We start from the raw sequence: 23,401 nt of genomic DNA, 5'->3' as shown, positions 1-23,401 counted from the left end.
ACCCTTGGATCCTTATGACCGATCTTCTCACCGCCCCAACGGCACGCAACAAAACCGCCGTGCGCCCGCCGGCGAAAACGGCCCGCAACCGCGAATTGCTGCAGGCCATCGCCGCCTACTGGAATGCCCATATTCACGATCTTGCCGTGGCCAAGCATCCGCCCGGCACCGCTGGCTTCTTTCGGGACTTGGATGAGTACCGTTTCGACAAGCTGCGCTATCTGCCCGAGGTGGTGAATTTCAACGGCTATCGCGACCGGCGGATTTTGGAAGTGGGCTGCGGCCTCGGCATTGATCTGCTGCGCTTTGCCAAAGGCGGCGCACTCGTCACCGGCGTGGACCTGGCGCAACAATCCATCGACCTGGCGCGGAAAAACTTCCAGCTCAACGGTGCGGCCGGCGAGTTTTACGTGATGGACGGCGAGGCGCTGGAGTTTGAGAACGACTCGTTCGACGTGGTTTATGCCCACGGCGTGCTGCAATACACCGCGGAGGCCGCGGCCATGGTGCAGGAGCTGCACCGCGTCCTCAAGCCGGGCGGCGAGGCCATCATGATGGTCTACAATCGCCTCTCCTGGCTGAACGCCATGTCGAAAATCATGAAGGTCGATCTCGAGCATGAAGATGCGCCCGTGTTGAACAAATATTCGATCGCCGAATTCAAAGCCCTGCTCGCACCATTTGCCCGCGTGCGCCTGGTGCCGGAGCGCTTTCCGGTGGCAAGCCGGCTGCACAAAGGCTGGAAGGCGGTGCTCTACAACGGCCTCTTCGTGCCGGGCTTCAATCTCATGCCCACGTTTCTGGTGCGGCCACTGGGCTGGCACCTGATGGCGTTCTGCCGCAAATGAAACGGCCCAGGCGCGGCGCTGAATGCGGGACTTGCACCCGTGGCGCGGTGGGTGAGGCGGTGGGCCTGCAGTTCGATTCCTGAGGATTTCATGTCAGCAAAAGTGCTGGTCACCGGTGCCAACGGCTTCACCGGCAGTTACCTGTGTAAACACCTTCTGCAGCGCGGTTATCACGTGCGCGGCTTGGTGCGCAAAGCGAGCGACCTTGCGCTGCTCAAAGAGCTCGAGGTCGAGATGGCGTATGGCAACTTTGCCGACGCCGACAGCGCGAATGACTTGCGTGCCGCCATGAAGGGCGTCGAGACGGTTTATCACATTGCCGCCGCCTATCGCACCGAGGGCGTGCCCAACAAGTATTTTTGGCAGGTGAATGTGGAAGGCACCCGCCATTTGCTGCAGGCGGCGGTGCGCTCCAATGTTCGGCGATTTGTGCACTGCAGCACGGTCGGCGTGCAGGGAGACATCAAGAACCCGCCGGCGACCGAAGAAGCGCCCTATGCGCCGGGCGACGTTTATCAAGAATCCAAACTCGAGGGCGAGAAGCTGGCGCGGCGTTTCTTCGAAGAACACCGCCTGCCTGGCGTGGTCGTGCGGCCGGTCGGCATTTACGGCCCCGGCGACCGGCGCTTTCTCAAGATCTTCAAGTTTGTGAACAACGGCAGATTCCGCATGTTCGGCAGCGGCGAAGTGTTGTATCACATGACCTACGTCGAAGATTTGGCGGCCGGCATCACGCTGGCCGGTGAGAAACCGGAAGCGCTCAGCCAGGTGTTTACCATCGGCGGCAGTGAGTACACCAGCTTGAACGAGTTGGTCGAGCGTATTGCCCGCGCGCTGGAGGTGCCGGCGCCGCACAAGCATTTTCCGGTGTGGCCGGTCTGGATGGCCGGATGGCTGTGTGAGCTGGTCTGCAAACCCCTTCGCATCGAGCCCCCCATTTACCGCCGGCGCGTCGATTTCTTCGTGAAGGATCGCGCCTTCGACATTTCCAAAGCCCGCCGGCTGCTGGGATACCAACCGCAGGTCAACCTGGACACCGGGCTGAAGATTACCGCCGATTGGTATCGCGCCAACGGCCTGCTAAATTAGGCCTGCCATTACGCTTGCTCACCCGGTTGAATGTAATAGTGTCGCGTGGTGATGGGCATTTGCATTTGTAGTCGAGTTTTGTTAAGCATGGCTAACCGTCTTGCGCGCTGCAGCGGCAGCCGGTGCTCTGCGCCGTGCCAATGCCGCCGGCCGCAAGAGCAACCTTTGTGAGAGCCGCATGGCTGATAACCTCCGTCCCCAAGCGCGTCGGGAGACCGTCGAAATTCAGAAGGAACTCTTCGACGCCAAGAAATCCAAGCTGCAGAAGTACAAGGAAATCGTGCTCGGGGAAGGCAGCACGTGGTACTTGATCAAATATGAACTGATCATGCTGTTGGTGAGCTGGCTGCCGGGCGCGCTCGGCTTGGTGTTGCGCGGCCGCCTTTATCCCAAATTGCTGGGCAAAACCGGCCGCAACGTCACCTTCGGCAGCAACGTCGTGCTGCGCCATCCCCGCAAGATTCACCTGGGTGACGACGTCGTGATCGACGACAACGTCGTGCTCGATGCCAAGGGCAGCGACAATGAAGGCTTGTTCATTGGCAACGGTGTGTTCGTGGGGCGCAACACGATCCTGAGCTGCAAGAACGGTGACATTTTCATCGACGATCATGCCAACCTCGGTTTCAATTGCGAGATCTTCTCGGCCAGCCGCGTCCGCGTCGGTAAAAACGTATTGATGGCCGCCTACGTCTACCTCGTCGGCGGCACGCACACCTTTGGCCGCCTGGATATTCCCATCATCGCGCAGGAACGCGTCAGCAACGGCCTCGCAGTCGGTGACAACACCTGGCTGGGCGCGCATGCGGTGGTTTTCGACGGCGTCCAGATCGGCGCCGAATGCATCATCGGCGCGGGCGCGGTGGTGAGCCAGAACGTTCCCGATTGGAAAATTGCCGCCGGCGTGCCGGCGCGGGTTTTGAAAGATCGGCGGGAGGCGGCGGCCACCGCGGTTTCCGCTTGAGCCGATCGCCCGCTGCGACGGGCAGCTTCCGGCGAATCCGGGAAGACGCATGACGGCGAGACGAGTATGAGCGCAGGTGAGAACATGAGCAGCAGGAAACGCATTCTCCACGTGATTGACAAGCTCTCCATGGACGGCGTCAATCCCAGCAGCGTTGCGTTGTGTTTCATTGAATGGATCAAACATGCCGACGCCCGCCGCTTTGAGGTGATGGCCGCGGTGTTGCGGCCGCCCGATGCGGCCAGCAAACATCTGGAAGAAAAGGGCGTGCGGCTTTTCTACATCGAAAAGGGCAAGTATTCCTTTGCCAACATCGGCGCGATTGCCGATCTCGCGCGGCGTGAGCACATTGATCTGCTGCATCTCCACGGTTACAGCGCTGCCAACTTCGGCCGGCTGGCCGCGCGGCGGGTCGGGATTCCCGCCCTGGTGCACGAGTGGGCCATCCTGCGCGTGCTGCCGCATCAATTCGCGATGGACTGGCTGCTGCGCCGCAAAACCGATCTCGCCGTGGGCGTGAGCGAAAGCGTGCGGGAATTCCTGATTCACGGCCGCAGTGTGGCGCGCGACAAGACGCGCGTGGTTTGGAACGGCGTCAATCTCGCCAATTTCAAAACCGCCGAGTCTGCCAAAGTCGCTGCTTTTCGTGAGAAATTCGGAATCGGGCCACACCATCTCGTGGTGGGAACCATGACCCGCTTGCGCGAGGAGAAGGGCAACCGCTATTTTGTCGAAGCGGCCGCCCGGGTGGCGCGCGAGTTTTCCGAGGCGCGCTTTCTCATCGCCGGCGACGGCCCGCTGCGTGCCGAACTGGAGGCGTTGGCCGCGGGCCTGGGTTTGCAGGGCAGGCTCCATTTCGCCGGCTTTGTTTCGGATGTTGCGGTTGCCTTCGCCGCTTTCGATATCGCCGTGCTGGCTTCATTGACCGAGGGCTTTCCCTTTGCCTTGGCTGAGGCCATGGCCGCCGGCAAGCCTGTGGTGGTCACCGCGGTCGGCGGCATGAAAGAAATGGTGCAGCACGAGGTGAATGGATTATTGGTACCTCCGGCCGATAGCGCCGCGCTCGCCCAGGGCTGGTTGCGCCTGCTGCGCGATGCTGCATTGCGGGAACGGTTCAGCCAAGCAGCACGCGAGCGCAGCCAGGCCTTCAGCGTCGAACGTAACGTCGCTGCGCTGGAGGAACTCTACGCCCAACTGCTTTCGAACGGCCGCCTCCAATGAATGCGCTCACGCTGCAGATTTCGACGCGGCCGGTATGCCGCAGCGGCGAAGAGAAAGTACGGCAGCCGCGCTACCCGGCCGGGACTGCGAGACAACTGGAGGGTTGACACGATTACAGCATGCTTGCGACGATAGCCAACAAACTGCGATGGAGTTGCCGCAAAAACGGGCCTGATCTGCTGGCCCTGCTCAAACGCAATTATCCCGATTTCGTCTTTGCCGCGAAGCCGGAGCCGCTGCGGGAGCAGGTGCCGGTTTTTCATTTTCACACTGTCGCGCCGGTTTCCTTCGAAGAAAAGTTGCAGTTTCTCGCGGCCAACGGCTATCGCACGCTCAACGGCGAGGAGTTCCGCGCCTGCATTGCCGGCGAGAAACCGATTCCCGAGCGCAGCGTTGTGCTCACTTTTGATGATGGTCGCGCCTCGCTCTACTCGGTCGCGTTTCCGCTGTTGCGACGCTATGGTTTTCAAGCCCTCAGCTTCATCATTCCGGGACTGACGCCGGAGACGGCACCGGCCACGAAAACTTACGAAGACTTCGTCGCGCGACGCGCTTCCGCCGCAGATCTGCTTGCCCGAGAACACTCCACTTTTCCATTGTGTTCCTGGCACGAAATTCGCGTTATGCATGAGAGCGGTGTGATCGATTTTCAGTCACACACGATGCACCACCATCAGGCTTGCATTGCGAACACCCTGGTGGATTTCTTTCACCCTCGGTTTGAGACGTATTTCTTTGGCAACATCAACGTGCCGGTTTACCGCAATCACGGCGTGCTCGACTTCAATCGCCGGGTGGCGCTGGGAACGCCGATTTATCGTGCGGAACCGCGCATGGCGGGCCGGCCGCAGTTCTTCGATGATGAAGCCCTGCGGGAAGCCACGGTGAAGTTCGTGCAGGAGAACGGCGGCGCGGCATTCTTTGAGAATCGCAACTGGCGGAAGGAGTTGCGCGCTTTTTATCGCGCCGAGCGGCCGCAGCACAGCATGACCCGTTTTGAAACGCCGGTGGAACAAAGAGAGGCAATCTTGTCGGATTTGCAACAATCGAAGCGGGCAATTGAAGAACGGCTGCCCGGCAAGCTCGTGACGCAGCTCTGCTATCCCTGGTTCATGGGCAGTCCACTGGCGGTGAAACTCGCGCAGCAAGCCGGCTATCGGGTGAATTATTGGGGCATCGTGCCGCAACGCCCGAGCAACCGCGCCGGTGAGAGTCTGTTTCATGTGCCGCGCCTGGAAGATTACTATATCTTTCGTCTGCCCGGCGCCGGCCGCAAGCGCCTGGCCGCAATCCTCAAGGCGAAGTTTCAAGCTTACGCGCCCGGCTTTGCGCAACATCTTGCGCAGAATTGAAGGCGCCGGCGGTTTGCTCACACCACCGGGCTGGAATCACCCGTCACAATCAGAACGATTGTGATCATCGCAGGTCAATCATGATATTTGGCGTTATCGGACAAGCATCTACCCATGTGGCGGCGGCGCAAGCGCGCACCCAAGATTCGGCGCAGTCGCTGCTGCCTCTGGTTTTTGGCCCGGACCGTGCCGGCAGCCTGCAGCAAGTCTCGGCGGCGGAGGCACTCGTCGCGCTGCGGCCGGTTGGCGTTCCCACGCTGGATGCCAATTTGAAGACATATCAGGACGAGAAGGGCAGCTTTGCCGCGATCTTGGGCAACGTGTTCAATCGCGCCGAGCTGGTGACCCAGCATCTCTCTTCGGCGCGGCTGCAGGCCACCACCAATCCGGCCGAGATCATCTTGCGGCTTTACTTCAAGCTTGGCGAGAAATTCTGCAGCCAGCTCAATGGCAACTTTGTGATTGCGCTCTACGATGCCCCGGCGCAGCGCTTCTATCTTTGCCGTGATCATTTGGGCATCGAGCCGGTTTACTACAGCCGCAAACAGGGCGTGCTGTACTTCTCCAGCCGCCTGCGGCCGCTCACGGAAGTGCCGGCGATCGGAAGGCAGATCAACTACGGCGTGTTGCAGCGTTATTTGCTGTTCAATTACAATCCCGGCTATGACAGTATTTTTGCCGGCATCGCCACGCTGCGGCCCGGCTTCTTCATTAAGATCGATCGCGGCCGGCTCTCCATCGAGCAATACTGGCGGCCCTCATTCGCGGAACCGTTTCACAAAAACGTGGCGACTTACAAGGCGGAGCTGATCGAGTTGATGCGGGAGGCCGTGCGGCTGCGCCTGGCGTCCGGTTATCGTGCCGGCGCTTTTCTCAGCGGCGGAATGGATTCGAGCTCGGTGGTGCATTTCATGCGCGGCCTGCTGGCGCAACCGATTGCGACGTTCTCGTTTCGCTGCCAGGGCAAGACCTTTGACGAGTCGCACTATGCGCGGGTCATGTCTCAACGCTACAACACCGAGCATCATCAAGTCGAATACACCGCCGAACACGCTGCAACTCATCTCGCCCAAGTCGCGCAAGCGGCGCAGGAGCCTTTCTCGGACATCGGCATCGAGATCGCTTCCTTGCTGCTGGGCTCGAAAGTGCAGCAGCATGCCGACTACGTGCTCACCGGCGACGGCGGCGATGAATTGTTCGGCGGCCATCCCGTCTATCTCGCCGACCGCGCCGCCAAGGCCTTCAACCGGATTCCGGGTTTCATTCGCCAGCCGCTCACCAAAACCCTGCAGTTGCTGCCCGACACCGATTCCAAAAAGAGCCTGGTGGTGAAGGCGAAACGGTTTTCCTACAGCTCGGCGTTCCCGGCGGCGCTGCACAGCAACCGCTGGCGCATCTATTACACCGATGCCGAGCTGCGCCAGCTTTGTCTGCCGGAGGTGCAGTCGCAAGTGAACGGCTTCAATCCTTTTGCGGAGATGTTGGAGATCTACGGCGAAGCCGATGGCCGCGACGAATTGAGCTTGACGCTCTACGGCGATTACTACTCCGTCGTCGGCTTTTACCTGCGGCGCATGGAGTTGATCCGCCAGTTCGGTATCGAAGGCCGCATGCCCCTGCTCGACTACCGTCTGGTCGATTACACCGCGCGCATTCCGAGCGAATTGAAAATCGGCAAGGGCGGCGAAACCAAGCTGCTGCTGCACAAAATCATGGCCGGTGAGCTGCCCGATGAAATCGTCTTCCGCAAGGACAAGCTCGGCCACAGCGTGCCCATGAAGAACTGGATGCGCGAAAGCGCCGTGGTGCAGAACCTGTTCAACGCGTATCTCGCGCCCGAGCAGGTCAAGCGCCGCGGTTTCTTCGATCATCGTTACATCGCACAGTTGATCAGCGAGCACCGCAGCAAGGCGCACAACCACTCGCACCGCCTGTGGGGCCTGCTGATGCTCGAGCTCTGGTGCCGCGCCCATCTCGACGGCTGACGGAAAGGATGAATTCCACCCCATGAAACTCTGGATGAAAGCCGCCCTCAGCCTCGCCGTGCTGGCCCTGCTGTTTTGGAAAGCCGAGCTGCCGCAGGTTTACGCCGCCTTCGTTGCGGCACAACCGGCGCTCTGGCTCACCGCCTTTGTCCTGTTCCTCATTCAGCAAGTTCTCGTCACCTACTGCTGGCAGATTTTGCTGGTCGCGAACGGCAGCGCCCCGCCGTTGGTGAAGACGCTCGAGGTGCATTGCATCGGCAGCTTCTTCGGCACGTTCCTGCCCACCAGCGTGGCCATGGATGTCATCCGCGCCTATCGCCTGGGCCGTCAGCTGCAGCGCGGGGTCGATGCCCTCAGCTCACTGTTCGTGGTGCGCGTGCTCGGTTTCGTGGTGATCTTTTTGCTGGCGTTGCTGGTGGCCGTGCCGGTGAGCCGGACGCTGCACGATAGCCGCCTCTTTTGGCCGGTGTTGCTGGCGCTGGCGGCCTTTGCTGGTGCGGTGGCGCTCACGCTGCAGAAGCACGCCGTCGCCATGGTGCAGGTGGTGTGCAAACGCTTCGGTTTGGAGGCCTTTGCCGCCAAGCTCGGCCGCTTGCGCGAGAGCATTCTCGCCTATCGCCAGGCGCGCGGCGCGCTCTTCCGCGTGCTCATGCTGACCTGTTTGTATCAGAGTCTGGGCATCGTGATCATCTATCTCGTGGGCCGCAGCCTCGGCATCGAGCTCGCGATTTGGCATTACTTCATCTATATTCCGCTCATCACCACGATCGCGCTGCTGCCGATCTCATTGGCGGGCCTCGGCATTCGCGAGGGCGCGTTCGTGTTCTTTTTTGCGCAGGCCGGAGTGGCGCAGGCGCAGGCCCTATCGCTCTCGCTCTTGCTTTTTGCGCAATCGGTGGCACTGGCGCTGCTGGGCGGCATTTGGTATTTGTTCGTGAAGGAGCAGGCCGCGCCGGTCAAGCTGGAAATGCCGGCGGCGCCCGGTGCCCGGTCGCGGGAATCTGTTTTGAACCAGTGAAAGGCGCGGCCGCGAACGCTTGCTTCACGGCCACCGTAAGCAGCAACTCTCTCAGGGAACAGGAGAATGGATGGAATGGAAGCAACTGCCAAACTAGCGGTTCTGGGTGCCGGCAAAATGGGCGGCACCTTGATCAAAGCGCTGTTGGATGCCGGCTTGTACCGGCGGGAAAACCTCATCGCCACGGCCAAGCACGCCGACCGTGCCGAGGAAATCGCCGCCCGCCTGTCGGTGCCGGCGCTGACCGACAACGTCGAGGCCGTGCGACAGGCGCAGCTCATCCTGCTCGGCGTCAAGCCGCAGGCATTGCGCGAAGTGCTCGCCGAAATCCAGCCGCACCTCGGGCCGCATCAGCTCGTGGTCTCAATTGTGGCCTCGGCGACGACGGCGTTCATTGAAAAATATTTCACTGCAAATGTGCCGGTGGTGCGCGCCATGCCGAACACGCCCAGCCTCATCGGCGCCGGCATGACCGTGCTGTCCGCGGGCCGGCACGCCACGCCAGACCATCTCGCGCAAGCGCGGCGGCTCTTCGATGCCGTAGGCCGCACCATGATTCTCGACGAAAAACACATGGACGCGGTGACGGCGCTCAGCGCCAGCGGCCCGGCTTTCATCTACGTGGTGCTGGAATCGCTGGCGGAAGGCGGCGTGAAAGTCGGCCTGCCGCGCCACGTCGCCACCGAGTTGGCCGCGCAGATGTGTTGGGGCGCCGCGCAAATGGTGCGCGACACGGCCGAACATCCCGCCCTGCTCAAAGATGCCGTGACCACGCCGGCGGGCTGCACCATCGACGGCTTGCTGAAATTGGAAGAAGGTGGCTTGCGGGTTACGCTCATCAAAGCGGTGGTGGAAGCGACCCGCCGCGCCGCCGAGCTGATTTCATGTTGATCGCCTGTTCCTGACCATTGATTGAATCGCCAGCAATGTCACTACGCGTCATCACAACCACTGCCGAGTTCGAACGCCTGCAGCCCGTGTGGGAGGCGGTTTATCGCAGCAATGCCAACCACACGCCGTTTCAATCGTGGGAATGGAATTTCGCGTGGTGGCGCAATTTCGGCGAGGAGCGGTCGCTGCGCCTGCTGCTGGTCGAGCACGACGGCCAGGCGCTCGGCCTCGCGCCGTTGTATTTGCGCACGCGTTTTTACGGCTTTCCCCTGCGCCATCTCGGCTTCATCGGCCAGAAGCGCGGCGACTACCTCGATTTCGTGGTGGCCGCCGGCCAGGAAGCAGCGTTCTTTCGCGCCGTCTGCGAATATCTGCAACAGAGCGAGGAGGGCTGGCAAGTGCTCGAACTCAAGGACATGCCGGAAAACTCCACCAACCTGCAGCCGCTGTTCACGGAGCTGCGCGAGGGTTTTCCGCTGTTCGGTGTCGAGCATCAACGCCTGTGCGTGACCGTGCCGCTCACGCCCGATTGGGAGAGCTTCCTGCAAACCCTGGGCAAGCGCACACGCAAGGACGTGAGTTACGATCGGCGTTATCTTGACCGGCATTACAAAACCGAGTTCAAGATCTTCACCAACTCCACCGCAGTGTTCGACGGCTTCCGTGATCTCACCGCCATTTACCAGGCGCGGTGGCAGGAGGAAAAAGGCGCCGGCCGATTGGCGGAGGAAAGCGTGCTCAAGTTCGAGGAAGAAGTCTGCGGCCGCATTTCCCAGCGCGGCGACTACCGCCTTTATCTACTCTATGCCGACGGCAAGCCGGCCGCGGGGCTTTCGGGCTTCGTCAGCAACGGCAAGTATTACGGCGACATCTACGCACATGCGCCTGAGTTTCAAAAGTTCAGCGCCGGCAATGTGCTGCTGGGCATGGCCATCGAAGACTGCATCCAGAACGGCTGGCGCGAGCTTGATCTTTCCCGCGGCGATGAAGCTTATAAGCTGCGCTGGAACGGCCGGATCAAGCGCAATTGCCATCTCAAGATATTTCGCGATCGTTTTGCCGCCGCCCGGGCCGCGCTCTTCGAAGGCCTTTACGAACGCGCCTCCGAAAGCACAACGCTGAATCAAATGCTCGCGCGCTATCGCCGTTGGCGCTACGGCGGCTGAGTGGCGCGGCGCATTCTTCATCCACAGATGTCGCAGATGGCGCAGATGTGTAAGCAGAGGAGAAGCTTTTCCTGCGCGCGCGCCGGCGCAGCGGTCAAACGACGGTACACCAACAAGCGCAGGTATTCAGGGAACAAACCAGCATGCCATTGCCCATCGCCCATTCGCTCATGGGTTACACCCTCGCCGAAAGCAGCTCGGTGCGGTTGACCAAAAGCTTTTGGTTGGATGTCTTTATTCTGATGTTCCTGGCCAATTTGCCGGATATCGATTTTCTGCCCGGCTATCTCGTGGGCCGGCCGAATCTCTATCATCATTACTATACCCACAGCGTGGCCTTTGCCGCGCTGGTGGGCGGACTCGCGGCACTTTACTTCTGGCGCAAGCGCGGACGGTTCTGGCCTTACTTCGCGATGGTCTTCGCTGCGGTCAGCTCACACCTGATCCTGGATTTGGTGACCGTCGATGAAGCGCCACCCTACGGTATGGCGCTGCTGTGGCCCGTCACTTCACGGTTCTATGATATTGGCTGGGACGTTTTTGGCGCCGTCCACAAATCGGACGCTGCGCACGATTTCTTTGCCTCGCTTTTTCATCCCGCGAACGTGCGGGTCGTGCTGATCGAATTTATGATCATGTTGCCGATCGCGGCATTCGTGCGTGCTCTGCGCTATTACAGTGGCGGCTGGAGGCAAGCCCGCGGGCAACGGCCGGCGCAGAGCTCGCGACGCCGCGCCGCGCCCGTTTCAACCAGCCTTGCGGCGCCCGGCTGGGGCCAGGCCCGGCCGCGGACCTCTGAAGAGAATCCGCCGCCCCGGCCGGCAACGGAGTCCTTTGAGTTCAAGCCTCTGGATTTGGATCGACCGGAACATCGTAATGGCCACAACCACTGAAAAGATTTACTGCAGCGTTGTCATTCCGGTGATGAATGAAGAAGAAAACGTGCCGCTGCTGCATCGCGCCCTGACCCAGGCGCTGCAGCCCTGGGGCCGGAGTTATGAAATCATCATCGTCGATGACGGCAGCAGCGATCGCACGTTTCCCTTACTGCGCGAGTTGGCGCGGCAGGATCCGCATCTGCGCGTGGTGAAATTCCGCGGCAATTTCGGGCAGTCGGCGGCGATGGCAGCGGGCTTTGACCATGCCCGCGGCGAAGTGGTGGTGACGATGGACGGTGATCTGCAAAACGATCCCCTTGACATTCCCCGCGTGGCGGCCAAGCTGGAGGAAGGCTATGACATTGTCAGCGGCTGGCGCAAGCATCGCAAGGACAAGCTCATCATCCGCAAGGTGCCGAGCCGCATCGCCAACCGGCTGGTGCGCAAGACCACCCGCGTCGACCTGCACGACACCGGCTGCTCGCTCAAAGCCTATCGCGCCGAAGTCGTGCACAAGATCCGCCTCTATGGCGAGATGCATCGCTTCATTCCGGCGCTGGCGCGCATCGAGGGCGCACGCATCAGCGAGATGGTGGTGAATCATCATGAGCGCCAATTCGGCCGGTCGAAATACAACATCACCCGCACCTTTCGGGTGATCATGGACCTGATGACCTTGAATCTTCTGCTGAAGTATCTGACCCGGCCGCTGCACTTTTTTGGTGCCCTGACCGTGTTCTTCAACGGCCTGGGGCTGGCGGCGCTGGTGGCCCTGCTGCTCGACTGGCGCCGGAATCAGGTGGGTTCTGATGAGTTGAATGTCTTGATGGCGGTGGTGTTTCTGCTGTTTGCCGCCGGCATCAATTTTCTGCTGTATGGTTTGATTGCAAACAGTGTGGTTGGCACGGGTCAAAAACGCGACGAGCGCCTCTATGAGTACAAGTACTATCATGGCACGGCCGGTTGACACGGCGCCCGCGGCGGCAGCCCCGCCGCTGGCGGCCAATGGCAAAGAAACCGCGGACGTGCGGGTGTCGGTAATCGTGCCCATCTTCAACTTGGGCGGAGAAGTCGCCGGCATGCACCAGGATTTACGCCACGGACTGGAATCCTACTGCCGCAACTTCGAGATCATTTTTGTGGACGATGCCAGCACCGACCATACCTGGCGCGAGCTTGAAAAGATCGCCCGCCAGGATGCATGCGTGAAGCTGATCCGCATGCGCTCGAGCTTCGGTGAAACCTCCGCGCTCGACGCGGGCTTGAAACACGCCACCGGCCAGCGCATCGTGTTCGCGGCCGCGCGCGTGCGTGTCAATCTGCGCTCGCTGCCGCGCCTGCTCGCCAAGATGGATCAAGGCCATGATCTCGTGGTCGGCTGGCGCACGCCGCGCAAAGACTCGGGCTTGAACCGCCTGGTGTCGCGCTGCTTCAACTGGCTGGTGCAGCGCTTCGGCCATCTCCAGTTGCACGACATCAATTCCAGTGTGATTGCCACCTCGCGCGAGGTGCTCGACAACATCATCTTTTACGGCGACCTCAACATCTTCATTCCCGTACTCGCCGCGCGCAAGGGCTATCGCGTCACCGAAGAGCAGGTGGAACAGCGCGCCGGCAGCTTCCGCCAATCGCGCTACATCAGCGAATACATTCAGCGCCTGCTCGACATCGTGGCCGTCATCTTCCTGACCAAGTACTCCAAGAAGCCGCTGCACTTTCTCGGCTTCTTCGGTTTTGTCTTCGCGCTCGCCGGCGCAGGCATGAGCCTCTATCTTTTCATCTATCGCCTGTTCGGTTTCGGCGCCATTGCCGGCCGGCCTCTGCTGCTGCTCGGCGTGCTGCTGCTCGTCATCGGCCTGCAGATGATTTCCATCGGCCTCATCGGCGAGATGATCACCTACACGCATGCGCGTGAACAAAAAGAATACAACATCGAGACGGTGGTGGGCGCATGAAACTCATCATTCAAATTCCCTGCCTGAACGAAGAGAAAACCCTGCCGCTGACGCTGGCGGATCTGCCCCGCCACCTTCCCGGCGTCGATGCGATCGAGTATCTCGTCATCGACGACGGCAGCACCGACCGCACCTCGGAAGTGGCGCGGCAGCACGGCGTGCATCATCTCGTGCGCTTCGCCAGCCGCAAAGGCCTGGCCGAAGCCTTCATGGCCGGCCTGGACGCCTGTCTCAAGCTCGGCGCCGACCTCATCGTCAACACCGACGCCGACAATCAGTACCGCGGCCAGGATATCGAAAAGCTGGTGCGTCCGATTCTCGAACGCAAGGCCGACATGGTGATCGGCGACCGCCAGGTTGAAAACATCGCCCACTTCTCGCCGCTCAAAATCAGGCTGCAAAAACTCGGCAGTTGGGTGGTGCGCCACGTTTCGGAAACCTCCGTGCCCGATGCCACCAGCGGTTTCCGCGCCTACAGCCGCGAGGCCGCCCTGCGCATGAATGTCATCTCGCGCTTCACCTACACGCTGGAGACCATCATTCAAGCCGGCAAGAAGCATATCGCGCTGAGCCACGTGCAGATCAACACCAACGGTAAGCTGCGCGAGTCGCGCCTGTTCACCAGCATCCCCGACTATCTCAAGCGCAGCATCGGTACGATCTTTCGCATTTACTTGATGTACGAGCCGCTCAAGGCTTTTTCCTGGATCGGCGGCGTGGTGTTCGCCCTGGGTCTGACCGGTGCCGGCCGCTTCCTGTATTACTACTTCACCGGTGACGGCGGCGGCCACGTGCAGTCGTTGATTCTCTCCGCGGTGTTCATGATTGTCGGATTTCAAATCGTCATGATCGGCCTGGTCGCCGATCTCATAGCCGGCAACCGCCGCCTGCAGGAGGACGCACTCTATCGCATCAAAAAGCTGGAGCTGCTCAGCCTCGAGCGCAGTGAATCTGCCGCGTTGAACGGCACGGCAGGAGGAAACCTGAACGTGGCGGCAGCGCCGGCGCCCGTGCCAACGCTGGCCGAGAAGGTTCTGTCCGAGGACGCTTGACTGTTCTCGCTCGCCCGGCGAATCTGATTGAGCAAGATCGAACGAGGAGTTGACATGTTGAATGTTGCCGTTGTCGGCATCGGCAAAATGGGACTGCTGCACGCCGGCATCTTGAATGGTCTGGAAGGGGTAAAGCTGCGCGCCATCGCAGATACTTCGAAATTCCTGCTGGGCTTCGCGCAAAGCCTGAAGGACGACGTGGAGATTTACGATGATTTTCGCACGATGCTCGACAAATCCAAGCCCGACGCCGCCGTGCTCGCCACGCCGGTGTTTCTGCATGTGCCGATGGCGAACGAGTGCTTGCAACGCGGCATTCCCTTCTTTCTGGAAAAACCGTTGAGCCTCACCAGCGCCGACGCCGAACCGCTCGTTGCCGCGGTCGAGCAGCGCAAGCTCACCACGATGGTGGGTTACATGATGCGCTACGTCGAGACCTTTGCCAAGGCGAAGCAACTGCTGCAGAGCGGCGCGCTCGGCGAGCTGATCACGTTCAACGCCACGATCTATGTATCGCAGCTTTTCAAAACCGGCAAGGGCTGGCGCTACGACAAGAAAGAGTCCGGTGGCGGCGTGGTGATCGGCCAAGCCACCCATCTAATCGATTTGCTGCGCTGGTATTTCGGCCCGGTGAGCTTTGTCTCCGCGCATACCCGCAATTGGTATTCGCAGGAAGTCGAAGATTTCGCCCACGCCCATTTCGAATTCGCCGGCGGCGTGACCGGCTGGTTCGATTCTTCCTGGAGCGTGCGTCATCATCGCCTGCTCGAAGTCAGCCTCACCTTGCACGCCGCCAACGGCAATCTGATGGTTTGCGATGACTACGTGAAACTCTACCTGGACAAGCCGGCCGCGGGGTTCCCCGCGGGCTGGACCCATTTCATGAAGCCGGATCTGTTCGAAGGCGTTGAAATCGATCTCGGCGGGCCGCAATATACCCGGCAGGACAATGCCTTCATTGCCGCCGTCAAAAACGGCGCCGCCGTGGAGAGCGACGTGCGAAGCGCCTACGAAGTGCAGCGCATCGTTGATGCGATTTATGCCTCGGCCGCCAAACACGGTGAGCCGGTGAGGCTTTGATTGTTCCCGGCGACGAGCTTGTGAAACTCACAGGCGGTCGGATTCAGGCGGGAGAGTGGGAGTAAGAGTAAGAGTGAGAGTGAGAGTGAGAGTGAGAGCTGCAAGGACCACAAAATGATCGACAGAATTATACTCGGCCACAATCAGTTTTTTGGCGTGAATCACCTCGAGGCGCAGGCCGGCAATGAGCGGGAGGCCTATTTCAGCGATGCCGCGCGCATCATGGATATCATCAATTTCTCATTCGATCACGGCGTGCGCGCCATGATGATGTCCACCCACGAACGCGCCTTCGTCGTTTCCGAAGAGATTCAGCAGGACCAGCGTCTGCACCGCGAGCTGGGCATCTACCTGCTGGTGCCGTACGTCGCCAAGTACATCAAGCAGGCCAACGAGAAGGGTCTGGTCAACATTGTGAAGGACTCGTTGAGCGGCACTTCATTTCAAGACAAGATGGGCATGTTTTGGCGCGGCGGCGTGGGTCTGCTCACCAAGGATTTCAAGAAGATTCTCACCGCGATGATCGACTTCGAAGTCGCGCCGTTCGCCAACCTCAACTTGCGGGCGATCTTTCTGCACGATGTCATGACCGATCTGGCGCTCGGCTGGGACGTGCCCGAGGTGTTCCGGCTGTACGCCGATCATGTGCAAAGCAAATACAATGCGATCCCCGCGTTTTGCACCAAGAATCTCGGCAAGCTCATGCGCCTGCTGGCGCGCGCCGGCGTCGAGAATCCGTTGATCATGGCCTCGATCAACAAACTCGGCTATCAGGTGAATCCTTCCCGCGCGGCTTTCGAGCAAACGCTGCGCGAGCACCGCCTGCAACTGTTGGCGATGAGCACGCTGGCGGCGGGTTACTTGAAGCCGCAGGAAGCCTACGAGTATCTCTTTTCTCTGCCGAATGTCGCCTCCGTGGTCGTCGGCGTGTCGAAGAAGAATCATGCGCAGGAAACTTTCGCGACGATTCGCCACCACATGTCGCCCGGCAAACTGCGCGAGCCGTTGCCGGCGGCGGCGCACGAGCTGCTGGCATAAACCATGAACCGCAAACTGCGTGTGTGCTATTACGGCTCCTATGATTGGAACGAGCCGCACAATTCGACTCACATTCTCGGCCTGCAGCATGCCGGCATCGAAGTGATCGAATGCCACCGGCCCGCGGCCGCCCAGAGAGACGCCGCGCAGCACTATCGCAGCCTGTTCCGCACGCTCGCTTTCGCATGGGCGTTCCTCAAGAACAGTTGCGCGCTGCTGGCCAGGCTGTGGCGGTTGCGTGATCTCGATGCCATCGTGGTGGGCTATCCCGGTTTTTTCGATGTGCCGCTTGCCCGCCTCTACGCCCGGCGCCGGGGCATTCCGCTGCTGTTCAACGTGCATATCTCGCTCTATGAGACGCTGGTGATCGATCGCGGTTATTTCAAGGCCGGCGCCTTTGCCGCCGCCCTGCTGAAATGGTATGATCGGTTTTTGTTTCGCTACGCGACTGTGGTGTTGACCGACACCGCGGCCCATGCGACTTACTTTGCCCGGCTTTACGGCTTGCCGCGCGAGAAATTCCAGCGCGTGTTCATCGGCGCTGATCCGATCTTCGCGCCGCAGCCGCCGCGCTCGCAGCCGCCGGGGTGCACGGTTCTCTTCTACGGCACCTTCATCCCCCTGCAAGGGATCGAATACATCGTGCAAGCCGCGCATTTGCTGCGCCAGCAAGACGGCTTGCGTTTCGAGATCATCGGCCGTGGCCAGACCCAGCAGCAGGTGCACGCTCTGGCAAAATCACTCGCGGCCACCAACCTCACTTTTATTGATTGGGTGAGCCGTGAGGAATTGGTGCAGCGCATTGCCGACGCCGACATCTGCCTGGGCGGCCAGTTCGGCCTGACCCCCAAGGCCGAATTGGTGATCGGCTACAAATGTTTTCAAATGATCGCGATGGGCAAAGCCGTGATCGTGAGCGATTCGCCCGGCAACCGCGAGTTGCTGCGCCACGAGCGCGACTGTTTGATGTGCGCGCCGGGCAATCCGGAGGCGCTGGCGGCTGCGATTCTGCGGCTGCAGCGCGACGAGGCGCTGCGCCGCCGCCTGGCGCAGGAGAGCCGGAAAACGTTCGAAGCGCATTGCAGCCTGCGCGCGATCGGGGAAGAACTGGGCAAAATCGCCGCCGGCCCGCGCGTGTCCATTGCAGCGCCGCCGGCCCCGCGCCGGGCTCAGGCGCAACCCTTCGTGCAACAACCCGGGTGAGATTCTCATGCTGCTGCGCGGCACATTTTTGCTTCTCATCGGCCAGGGCCTGTTTCTCGCCTGCGGTTACGGCATCAGCGTCGTGCTGGCGCGCTGGCTGGGCCCGCAAGATTACGGCGTGTTCGGCATCGTTTACTCGCTGCTCATGGTGTGCGAGCTGTGCGTGGTGGCCGGCATTCCGAATGCGTTGCAGCGTTTTGTCGGAGAAGATCCCGGCAAGGCGGGCGCGCTGCATCGCGTGCTGTTCCGCTGGCAATTGTTCTATACCGTGATCGTCTTCGGCGGCGCGCTCGCGGCCGCGCCGCTGCTCGCCGGCTTTTTCAATGATGACCGGCTGGTGCCGCTGCTGCAAATCGCGCTGCTCGATGTCTTGTTCTTCAGCTTTTATTGGTACTATGCCGGCATGCAGATCGGCCGCAAGCATTTCGGCCGGCAGACGGTGGTGGCGGGCGCGTATTCCGTCGGCAAATTTCTCTTCACCGCCGGCCTGTTGTGGGCGGGATTCGGCGTCGCGGGCGCGCTGGTGGGCAACATACTCGGCTCACTCTGCGGCCTGGCGCTGGGCTGGTGGTGGACCCGCCTGCCGCGCGACACCGCTGCCGTTGACCAGCGCGAATTGTTGCACTTCATCGTACCGAATATCCTCTATTCGATCGGCGTCAATTTGTTTTTCTATATCGATCTTTGGATCGTCAAGTATTATCTGCCCGGCACGGCCGTCGGCTTCTACAATGCCGCCTCCACCATCGCGCGCATTCCCTATTCGTTCGCGATTGCGCTCACCGGCGCGCTGTTGCCGGCGCTTTCCCACGCCGTGGCCCGGCGCCAGCGCCTGGAGAGCGAGCGCATTATTCGGCAGGCGCTGCGCCTGTCTCTGCTGGCCGTGCTGCCCGTGCTGGCGCTGGTGTCCTCCTCCGCCGGCGCGCTTGCGGTGTTGTTCTTTGGCGAAGCCTACGCCGGCGCCGGCGAAATTCTACGCCTGCTCATGGTTGGTTTGTCGATCTACGCCGTCTTCATGGTCTTGAACACCATGGCGATGGCGGGCGGCGGCATGAAAGTGTGCACGCTGATCGTGTTTGTGCTGTTGCCCATCGATGTCGGACTCAATTTGTTCTGCGTGCCGCGTTGGGGCGCCACTGGCGCGGCGCTGGCCACCACTGCAACGATGCTGCTCGGCGTGGCCGGCAACACCTTCTACGTGACGCGGCTGTTCGGCATCGCCTTGTACGCCGGGCATCTGCTGCGCGCGGGCGCGGCCGCTGCCGTCGTCTTTGCGATTTCAAGCCTTTTCCCCACCGCAACGCCGTGGGAGTTGATCGCCAAGTTTGTCGCGCTGCTGGCCGTGTATGCCGTTCTGCTCAGACTGTTCGGCGAGATTGACCGGGAAGATATCATGAAAATCAAAGCCGCCGCGGCAGCCAGATTCAGCCGGCAAAAGCCGCAACCGGAGGCGCCGCCTGTTTCGATTGCCTCTGCACCGGCCGCCGAGGGATGAACATGAACGTGATGCCGGAAAAACCGAAACACTTGTTGTGCGTCTCCTATCATTCCACCGTGCCGCACAATACCGGCGCCAACGTGCGCATCGTAAATCTGCTGCGGCATTTGAGGGCGCTGCGGCCGGTACTGCTGGCGCCCGCGCCGCAGGAGCAGGAGTTGGCGCATCGTGTTTTTGTGCCGCGCCAGGCGCCGCCATTCATTCGGCAGACGCTGGGCTTCAACCCTGCGATTTTGGGATGCTACGGCCAGGCCGTGTTCGGCCGCGCCCGGCAGGCGCTCGCCGCCTTGGCGATCGCCGCGGTGCAATGCGAACATCTCTGGTCTTTTCCGCTGGCGCAGCGGCTGGCGCGCGCCCTGCGCGTGCCGTTGATCTTGATCGAGCACAACCTCGAAGTGGTTTACGTCGAGCGGACCTATCGCCTGCCGCTGCTGGCGCAAATCACCGCACGGGTGGAACGCCGGGCGCTGGCGGCTTGCGATCGCGTGGTGGTGTGTTCGGAAGTCGATGCGCGCCTGCTGGCCGAGCGTTTTTCCACACCGGCGGAAAAGATCTGGATCGTGCCGAACGGCATCACGCTGCCCGCACCGCGGCGGGAGGCACCGGCCGCGGCCGTGCCGGCGCCGCTGCGTCACAAGAAACTCGCCCTGTTTCTCGGCAAGACCAACTATCCGCCCAACGCCGAGGCGATTCGTGTGCTGCGCGAGGAGCTGGTGCCGCGTGCGCAAGCCCACACTCGCGATTTGGTGTTCGTGGTGGTGGGCGGGCCGCACGAGCCGGATTACAGCCGCGTCGAGCAAGGGCTCGCATTTACCGGCTTTGTTGACGATCTGCAACCGTTGCTGCAGCACGCAACTGTCTGCCTCGCGCCGCTGCTGTCCGGCTCCGGCACGCGCCTGAAGATTCTCGAATACGCCGCGCATGCCAAGCCCATTGTCGCGACCAGTGTCGCCGCCGAGGGCCTGCATTTCGAGAAGGGCAGGGAAATCGTCATTGCCGACGGCTGGGACGAATTCGTGCAGGCGGTGTTGCAGGTGGCGCAGGGCAAAATCGATGCGTCAGCCCTGGCGCGCAATGCCCTGCAGAAAGTGACGGACGAGTATCAGTGGCAGGCGATTGCCGGCCGATATGAAGCGCAACTGCTGGAACTCCTCGCCGGCAATGCTGCGGCGCGGGAACCCAGGGCCGATCGCCGTCAGGGCGTGTCCGCCGCCACGTGAGACCATCAGCGCGAATACGAAACCTCAAACTGGAACGTGATTCCTTGACCTCCAACACCCGAAACGATAACCACAGCCGGATCGAACTGCCGCGCAGCTTTACGTTGCTCTTTTTGCTCGGTGTCTTGGCCGTCGCCTCGTTCCTGCGCTTCTATCGCCTCGACAGTGCCAGCATCTGGATCGACGAACTCAACCACTACTATGCCGCGCAATCGCTCAATGAGGGCGGCACGGCGGTTTTCCCCTCGGGAGAACCCAACGAGCGCGCGCTGTGGTATTCGAAACTGGTGGGCTTGTCCTTTTGCCTGTTTGGCGCGAGCGAGTTCAGCCTGCGGCTGCCGAGCGCCCTCTTCGGCGTGCTGGGCATTCTGGCCGTGTTCTGCGTTGCCCGCCGCTTCTTCGGCGTGCCCGCGGCACTGCTGGCGGCGCTCTTCAGCGCGATTTCACCTTTCGAAATCGGGTGGTCGCGCCTGTCGCGCATGTACACGCTGTTTCAATTCCTGTTTCTGCTGGGAAGCTACGCGTTCTATCGCGGTTTTGAGAACGAGGAGCAGGGCCGCTTTGCCGCGTGGCAGAACAAGCTGGTGCCGGCCGGCGCGCTGCAGCGCTTCCTGAGCAGTTGGAATTTGAATCTCTTTTGGCTGGTGATTGCCGCGGTGTTGCTCTGGCTGTCGTTCAAAGTCCATGATCTCACCGCGCTGTTTGTGATCGGCGTGCTGTTCTACACCGGCCTGCAAACCGTGGTGCACTGGCGGCAGCAGGGTTTGGCAGCCACGATCCGCAGCAAATACTTCATCAGCTTTTGGATTCTGGTTTTTGTGCCGCTGCTGGCGCTGTTGGCGCTGCCCTCGCTGCGCGCGTTTCTTGACTATGCCCTGGGCTTCATGCCGAAATGGGCGGAAGGCACGCGCTTTCAGCGGCGCATGTTGCTGGTGGATTTTCTCTTCGACCATTATCAGTTTCCGTTGGGCCTGTTGTTCGTGATCGGCGCGTATCAAATCCTCGGCCGTGTGCCGCGCGCCGGCCTTTATGTGCTGTCGCTGTTTCTCGGCACCCTGGTCATGTTCATGACGGTGTTCTCGTACCGGCATTTTCAATACCTGTTTCACGTCTATGCGTTCTTCATCATGGTGTGCGCCTTCGCGTTTGCGAACATTATGAATCAGGAATTCGAGACGATCCGGCAGCGCTGGTTTTCCGGTTCGCGGCTGCGGCCGGGCCTGGTCAGCGCGATCATTGTCGCTGTCTTTCTGGCCTGGCTGCCGCTCACGCCCTCCGTGCGGTTGGCGCGCGCCATCCCCTTCAGCGCGGACGGCAGCTTCAACGGCGCGATGTACATGGAAGAATGGCGCGAGGCCTGCCGGTTCGTGCGCGAACACAGTGACAGCACCGACGTGATCCTCTCCACCGATGCGCTCGGCACCTTGCATTATCTCGGCCGGGTGGATTATGATCTCAATTTTGCCGATCTTGATCTGGCGGTCGAAAACCGGCTCATCGACGCCGGCGGCGAACCGTTCGATCTCTATTCGGGCAAGCCCTTCATCAAAGACTTGCCGCAGTTGCAGCGTTTGACGGCGGAGGGGAGAACTGTTTGGATGCTGGGCCAGCATTACAAAATGCTGGAGGCGCCGGTGTTCGTGCCGGTGCCGCTGCGCGAGTTCATCGTCTCCCGTTTTGAGCGCGTCCTTGCGACCGCCAACAACACCGTCTTGGTCTATCGTTATCCGCCCCGTCCGGCGGGTGATGCCAAATCGGATATGAAATTTTGAAAAGGTGGAATACAGGAAAGTCAGTGGATCTCTTATGAATCTCGCACTCATGGGAATTCGGGGGATTCCGGCAAACTATGGGGGCTTTGAGACTTTTGCCGAACAAGTCGCCACGCGACTGGTGAAGCGCGGTCACCAGGTGACCGTCTATGGCCGTTCGAACAACATCAAGTATCGCGAACCCTACTATCATGGCGTGCGCCTGGTCATTCTTCCCACCATCAGCCACAAATATCTCGACACCGTGGCGCACACTTTCTTGTGTGCCTGGCATGCCGCGCTGCGGGAAAAGTACGATGCCATCCTGGTGTGCAACAGCGCCAATGCGGTCTTTTGCCTCATCCCGCGGCTGTTCGGGCAAAAGGTCGCGATCAACGTCGATGGTTTGGAATGGCAGCGCAAGAAATGGAACAAGCTCGGGCAGTGGTACTACAAGGCCTCGGAGTGGCTTTCCACCAAGCTCGCCGACGTGGTGGTGACCGACTCGAAATTCATCAAGAGGTATTACCTCGAGAAGTTCAAGCAGGACTCGGTGTTCATCCCCTATGGCGCGCCCACCATGAAAGTGCCGGCGAATGACACGCTCAAGAAATACGGCCTGCGCCCGCAGGACTATGTGCTTTACGTCAGCCGCCTGGAACCGGAGAACAATGCCCATTTGGTGGTCAAGGCCTTTGAGCAGGTCAAAACCGACAAGCGGCTGGTGGTGGTCGGCGATGCGCCTTACAGCACGGACTACATCCGCGAACTCAAGGCCACCCAAGATCCCCGCATCATCTTTACCGGTTATGTTTTCGGCCACGGCTACCAGGAACTGCAATCCAATGCCTATTTCTACGTGCAGGCCACCGAAGTCGGCGGCACGCATCCGGCGCTGCTGGAAGGCATGGGATTCGGCAATTGCGTCCTGGCGAATGATGTTCCCGAACACCGCGAAGTGCTGGAAGATGCCGGCTACTTCTTCACCACCTCCCAGAACGGCGATCTGGCGATCAAGATGCAATACCTGCTGGATCATCCCGAAGCTGTGGCCTGCGCCGCACAAAAGGCGGTGGAAATCATCAAACGCGATTACACATGGGAAAAGATCACGGAAGACTATGAGGCGCTTTTTCTCCGCATGCTGGGAAGGAAAAAGTGAGCCGCCTGCCGGTGTGGCGCCCAGCCGCGC

20 protein-coding genes are annotated in these 23,401 nt (G+C 60.8%); all 20 read left to right on the top strand.

Translation table 11 applies throughout. The features are described from left to right. Positions 1-14: 14 nt before the first annotated feature. The 20 genes from L6R21_05185 (at position 15) to L6R21_05090 (ending at position 23,371) form a co-directional block, all read left to right on the top strand. Positions 15-848 (top strand): class I SAM-dependent methyltransferase, encoded by an 834-nt coding sequence (locus L6R21_05185; GenBank protein ID MCK6558572.1) that lies wholly within the window; start codon positions 15-17, stop codon positions 846-848. Between the two features lie 90 nt (positions 849-938). Continuing rightward, a complete protein-coding gene (locus L6R21_05180) occupies positions 939-1,937 on the top strand; it encodes an NAD-dependent epimerase/dehydratase family protein (protein MCK6558571.1) in 999 nt (332 codons plus the stop codon). A gap of 178 nt (positions 1,938-2,115) precedes the next feature. Then, on the top strand, positions 2,116-2,901 hold the full coding sequence (locus L6R21_05175) for an acyltransferase (protein MCK6558570.1): 786 nt from the start codon (positions 2,116-2,118) through the stop codon (positions 2,899-2,901). A gap of 84 nt (positions 2,902-2,985) precedes the next feature. Further along, entirely contained in the window at positions 2,986-4,122 is a 1,137-nt protein-coding gene (locus tag L6R21_05170; protein MCK6558569.1) for a glycosyltransferase family 4 protein, read from the top strand. Positions 4,123-4,241: 119 nt separating this feature from the next. Next, positions 4,242-5,474, top strand: a complete 1,233-nt coding sequence (locus tag L6R21_05165; protein ID MCK6558568.1) for a polysaccharide deacetylase family protein — start codon at positions 4,242-4,244, stop codon at positions 5,472-5,474. Positions 5,475-5,554: 80 nt separating this feature from the next. After that, positions 5,555-7,459, top strand: coding sequence for an asparagine synthase C-terminal domain-containing protein (locus tag L6R21_05160; GenBank protein ID MCK6558567.1), 1,905 nt, complete (start codon positions 5,555-5,557; stop codon positions 7,457-7,459). Between the two features lie 22 nt (positions 7,460-7,481). After that, positions 7,482-8,477, top strand: a complete 996-nt coding sequence (locus tag L6R21_05155; protein MCK6558566.1) for a flippase-like domain-containing protein — start codon at positions 7,482-7,484, stop codon at positions 8,475-8,477. 75 nt (positions 8,478-8,552) lie between these two features. Beyond that, entirely contained in the window at positions 8,553-9,368 is an 816-nt protein-coding gene (gene proC / locus L6R21_05150; protein MCK6558565.1) for a pyrroline-5-carboxylate reductase, read from the top strand. 35 nt (positions 9,369-9,403) lie between these two features. Next, positions 9,404-10,534, top strand: coding sequence for a GNAT family N-acetyltransferase (locus tag L6R21_05145; GenBank protein MCK6558564.1), 1,131 nt, complete (start codon positions 9,404-9,406; stop codon positions 10,532-10,534). Between the two features lie 143 nt (positions 10,535-10,677). Further along, complete coding sequence (locus L6R21_05140; GenBank protein MCK6558563.1) at positions 10,678-11,427, top strand: metal-dependent hydrolase; 750 nt, start codon at positions 10,678-10,680, stop codon at positions 11,425-11,427. Next, on the top strand, positions 11,411-12,379 hold the full coding sequence (locus L6R21_05135) for a glycosyltransferase family 2 protein (GenBank protein MCK6558562.1): 969 nt from the start codon (positions 11,411-11,413) through the stop codon (positions 12,377-12,379). The genes L6R21_05140 and L6R21_05135 overlap by 17 nt, the downstream gene beginning before the upstream one ends. Continuing rightward, positions 12,345-13,367: a glycosyltransferase gene (locus L6R21_05130; protein MCK6558561.1), complete on the top strand. Its 1,023-nt coding sequence runs from the start codon at positions 12,345-12,347 to the stop codon at positions 13,365-13,367. Before L6R21_05135 ends, L6R21_05130 begins: the two co-directional genes overlap by 35 nt. Then, on the top strand, positions 13,364-14,419 hold the full coding sequence (locus L6R21_05125) for a glycosyltransferase family 2 protein (protein MCK6558560.1): 1,056 nt from the start codon (positions 13,364-13,366) through the stop codon (positions 14,417-14,419). The genes L6R21_05130 and L6R21_05125 overlap by 4 nt, the downstream gene beginning before the upstream one ends. Before the next feature lie 54 nt (positions 14,420-14,473). Further along, positions 14,474-15,499 carry a Gfo/Idh/MocA family oxidoreductase gene (locus tag L6R21_05120; GenBank protein MCK6558559.1) on the top strand — a complete coding sequence of 342 codons (1,026 nt, stop codon included), beginning with the start codon at positions 14,474-14,476 and terminating at the stop codon, positions 15,497-15,499. Between the two features lie 114 nt (positions 15,500-15,613). Next, positions 15,614-16,537, top strand: coding sequence for a hypothetical protein (locus L6R21_05115; GenBank protein ID MCK6558558.1), 924 nt, complete (start codon positions 15,614-15,616; stop codon positions 16,535-16,537). A 3-nt stretch (positions 16,538-16,540) separates the two neighbouring features. Continuing rightward, complete coding sequence (locus L6R21_05110) at positions 16,541-17,740, top strand: glycosyltransferase family 4 protein (protein MCK6558557.1); 1,200 nt, start codon at positions 16,541-16,543, stop codon at positions 17,738-17,740. Positions 17,741-17,747: 7 nt separating this feature from the next. Then, the gene (locus L6R21_05105; GenBank protein ID MCK6558556.1) at positions 17,748-19,235 is read left to right on the top strand and encodes an oligosaccharide flippase family protein; all 1,488 of its coding nucleotides are present in this window, start codon (positions 17,748-17,750) and stop codon (positions 19,233-19,235) included. Between the two features lie 2 nt (positions 19,236-19,237). Further along, the gene (locus tag L6R21_05100) at positions 19,238-20,458 is read left to right on the top strand and encodes a glycosyltransferase family 4 protein (protein MCK6558555.1); all 1,221 of its coding nucleotides are present in this window, start codon (positions 19,238-19,240) and stop codon (positions 20,456-20,458) included. A 44-nt stretch (positions 20,459-20,502) separates the two neighbouring features. Continuing rightward, entirely contained in the window at positions 20,503-22,230 is a 1,728-nt protein-coding gene (locus L6R21_05095; GenBank protein MCK6558554.1) for a glycosyltransferase family 39 protein, read from the top strand. 34 nt (positions 22,231-22,264) lie between these two features. Continuing rightward, positions 22,265-23,371: a DUF1972 domain-containing protein gene (locus L6R21_05090; GenBank protein MCK6558553.1), complete on the top strand. Its 1,107-nt coding sequence runs from the start codon at positions 22,265-22,267 to the stop codon at positions 23,369-23,371. The last annotated feature ends 30 nt before the right edge of the window (positions 23,372-23,401 follow it).

The organism is bacterium (genome assembly GCA_023150945.1).
GTDB lineage: Bacteria > Zhuqueibacterota > Zhuqueibacteria > Zhuqueibacterales > Zhuqueibacteraceae > Coneutiohabitans.
Note: the sequence above shows the minus strand (reverse complement) of the source record. Positions and strands in the feature narration are given on the sequence as shown.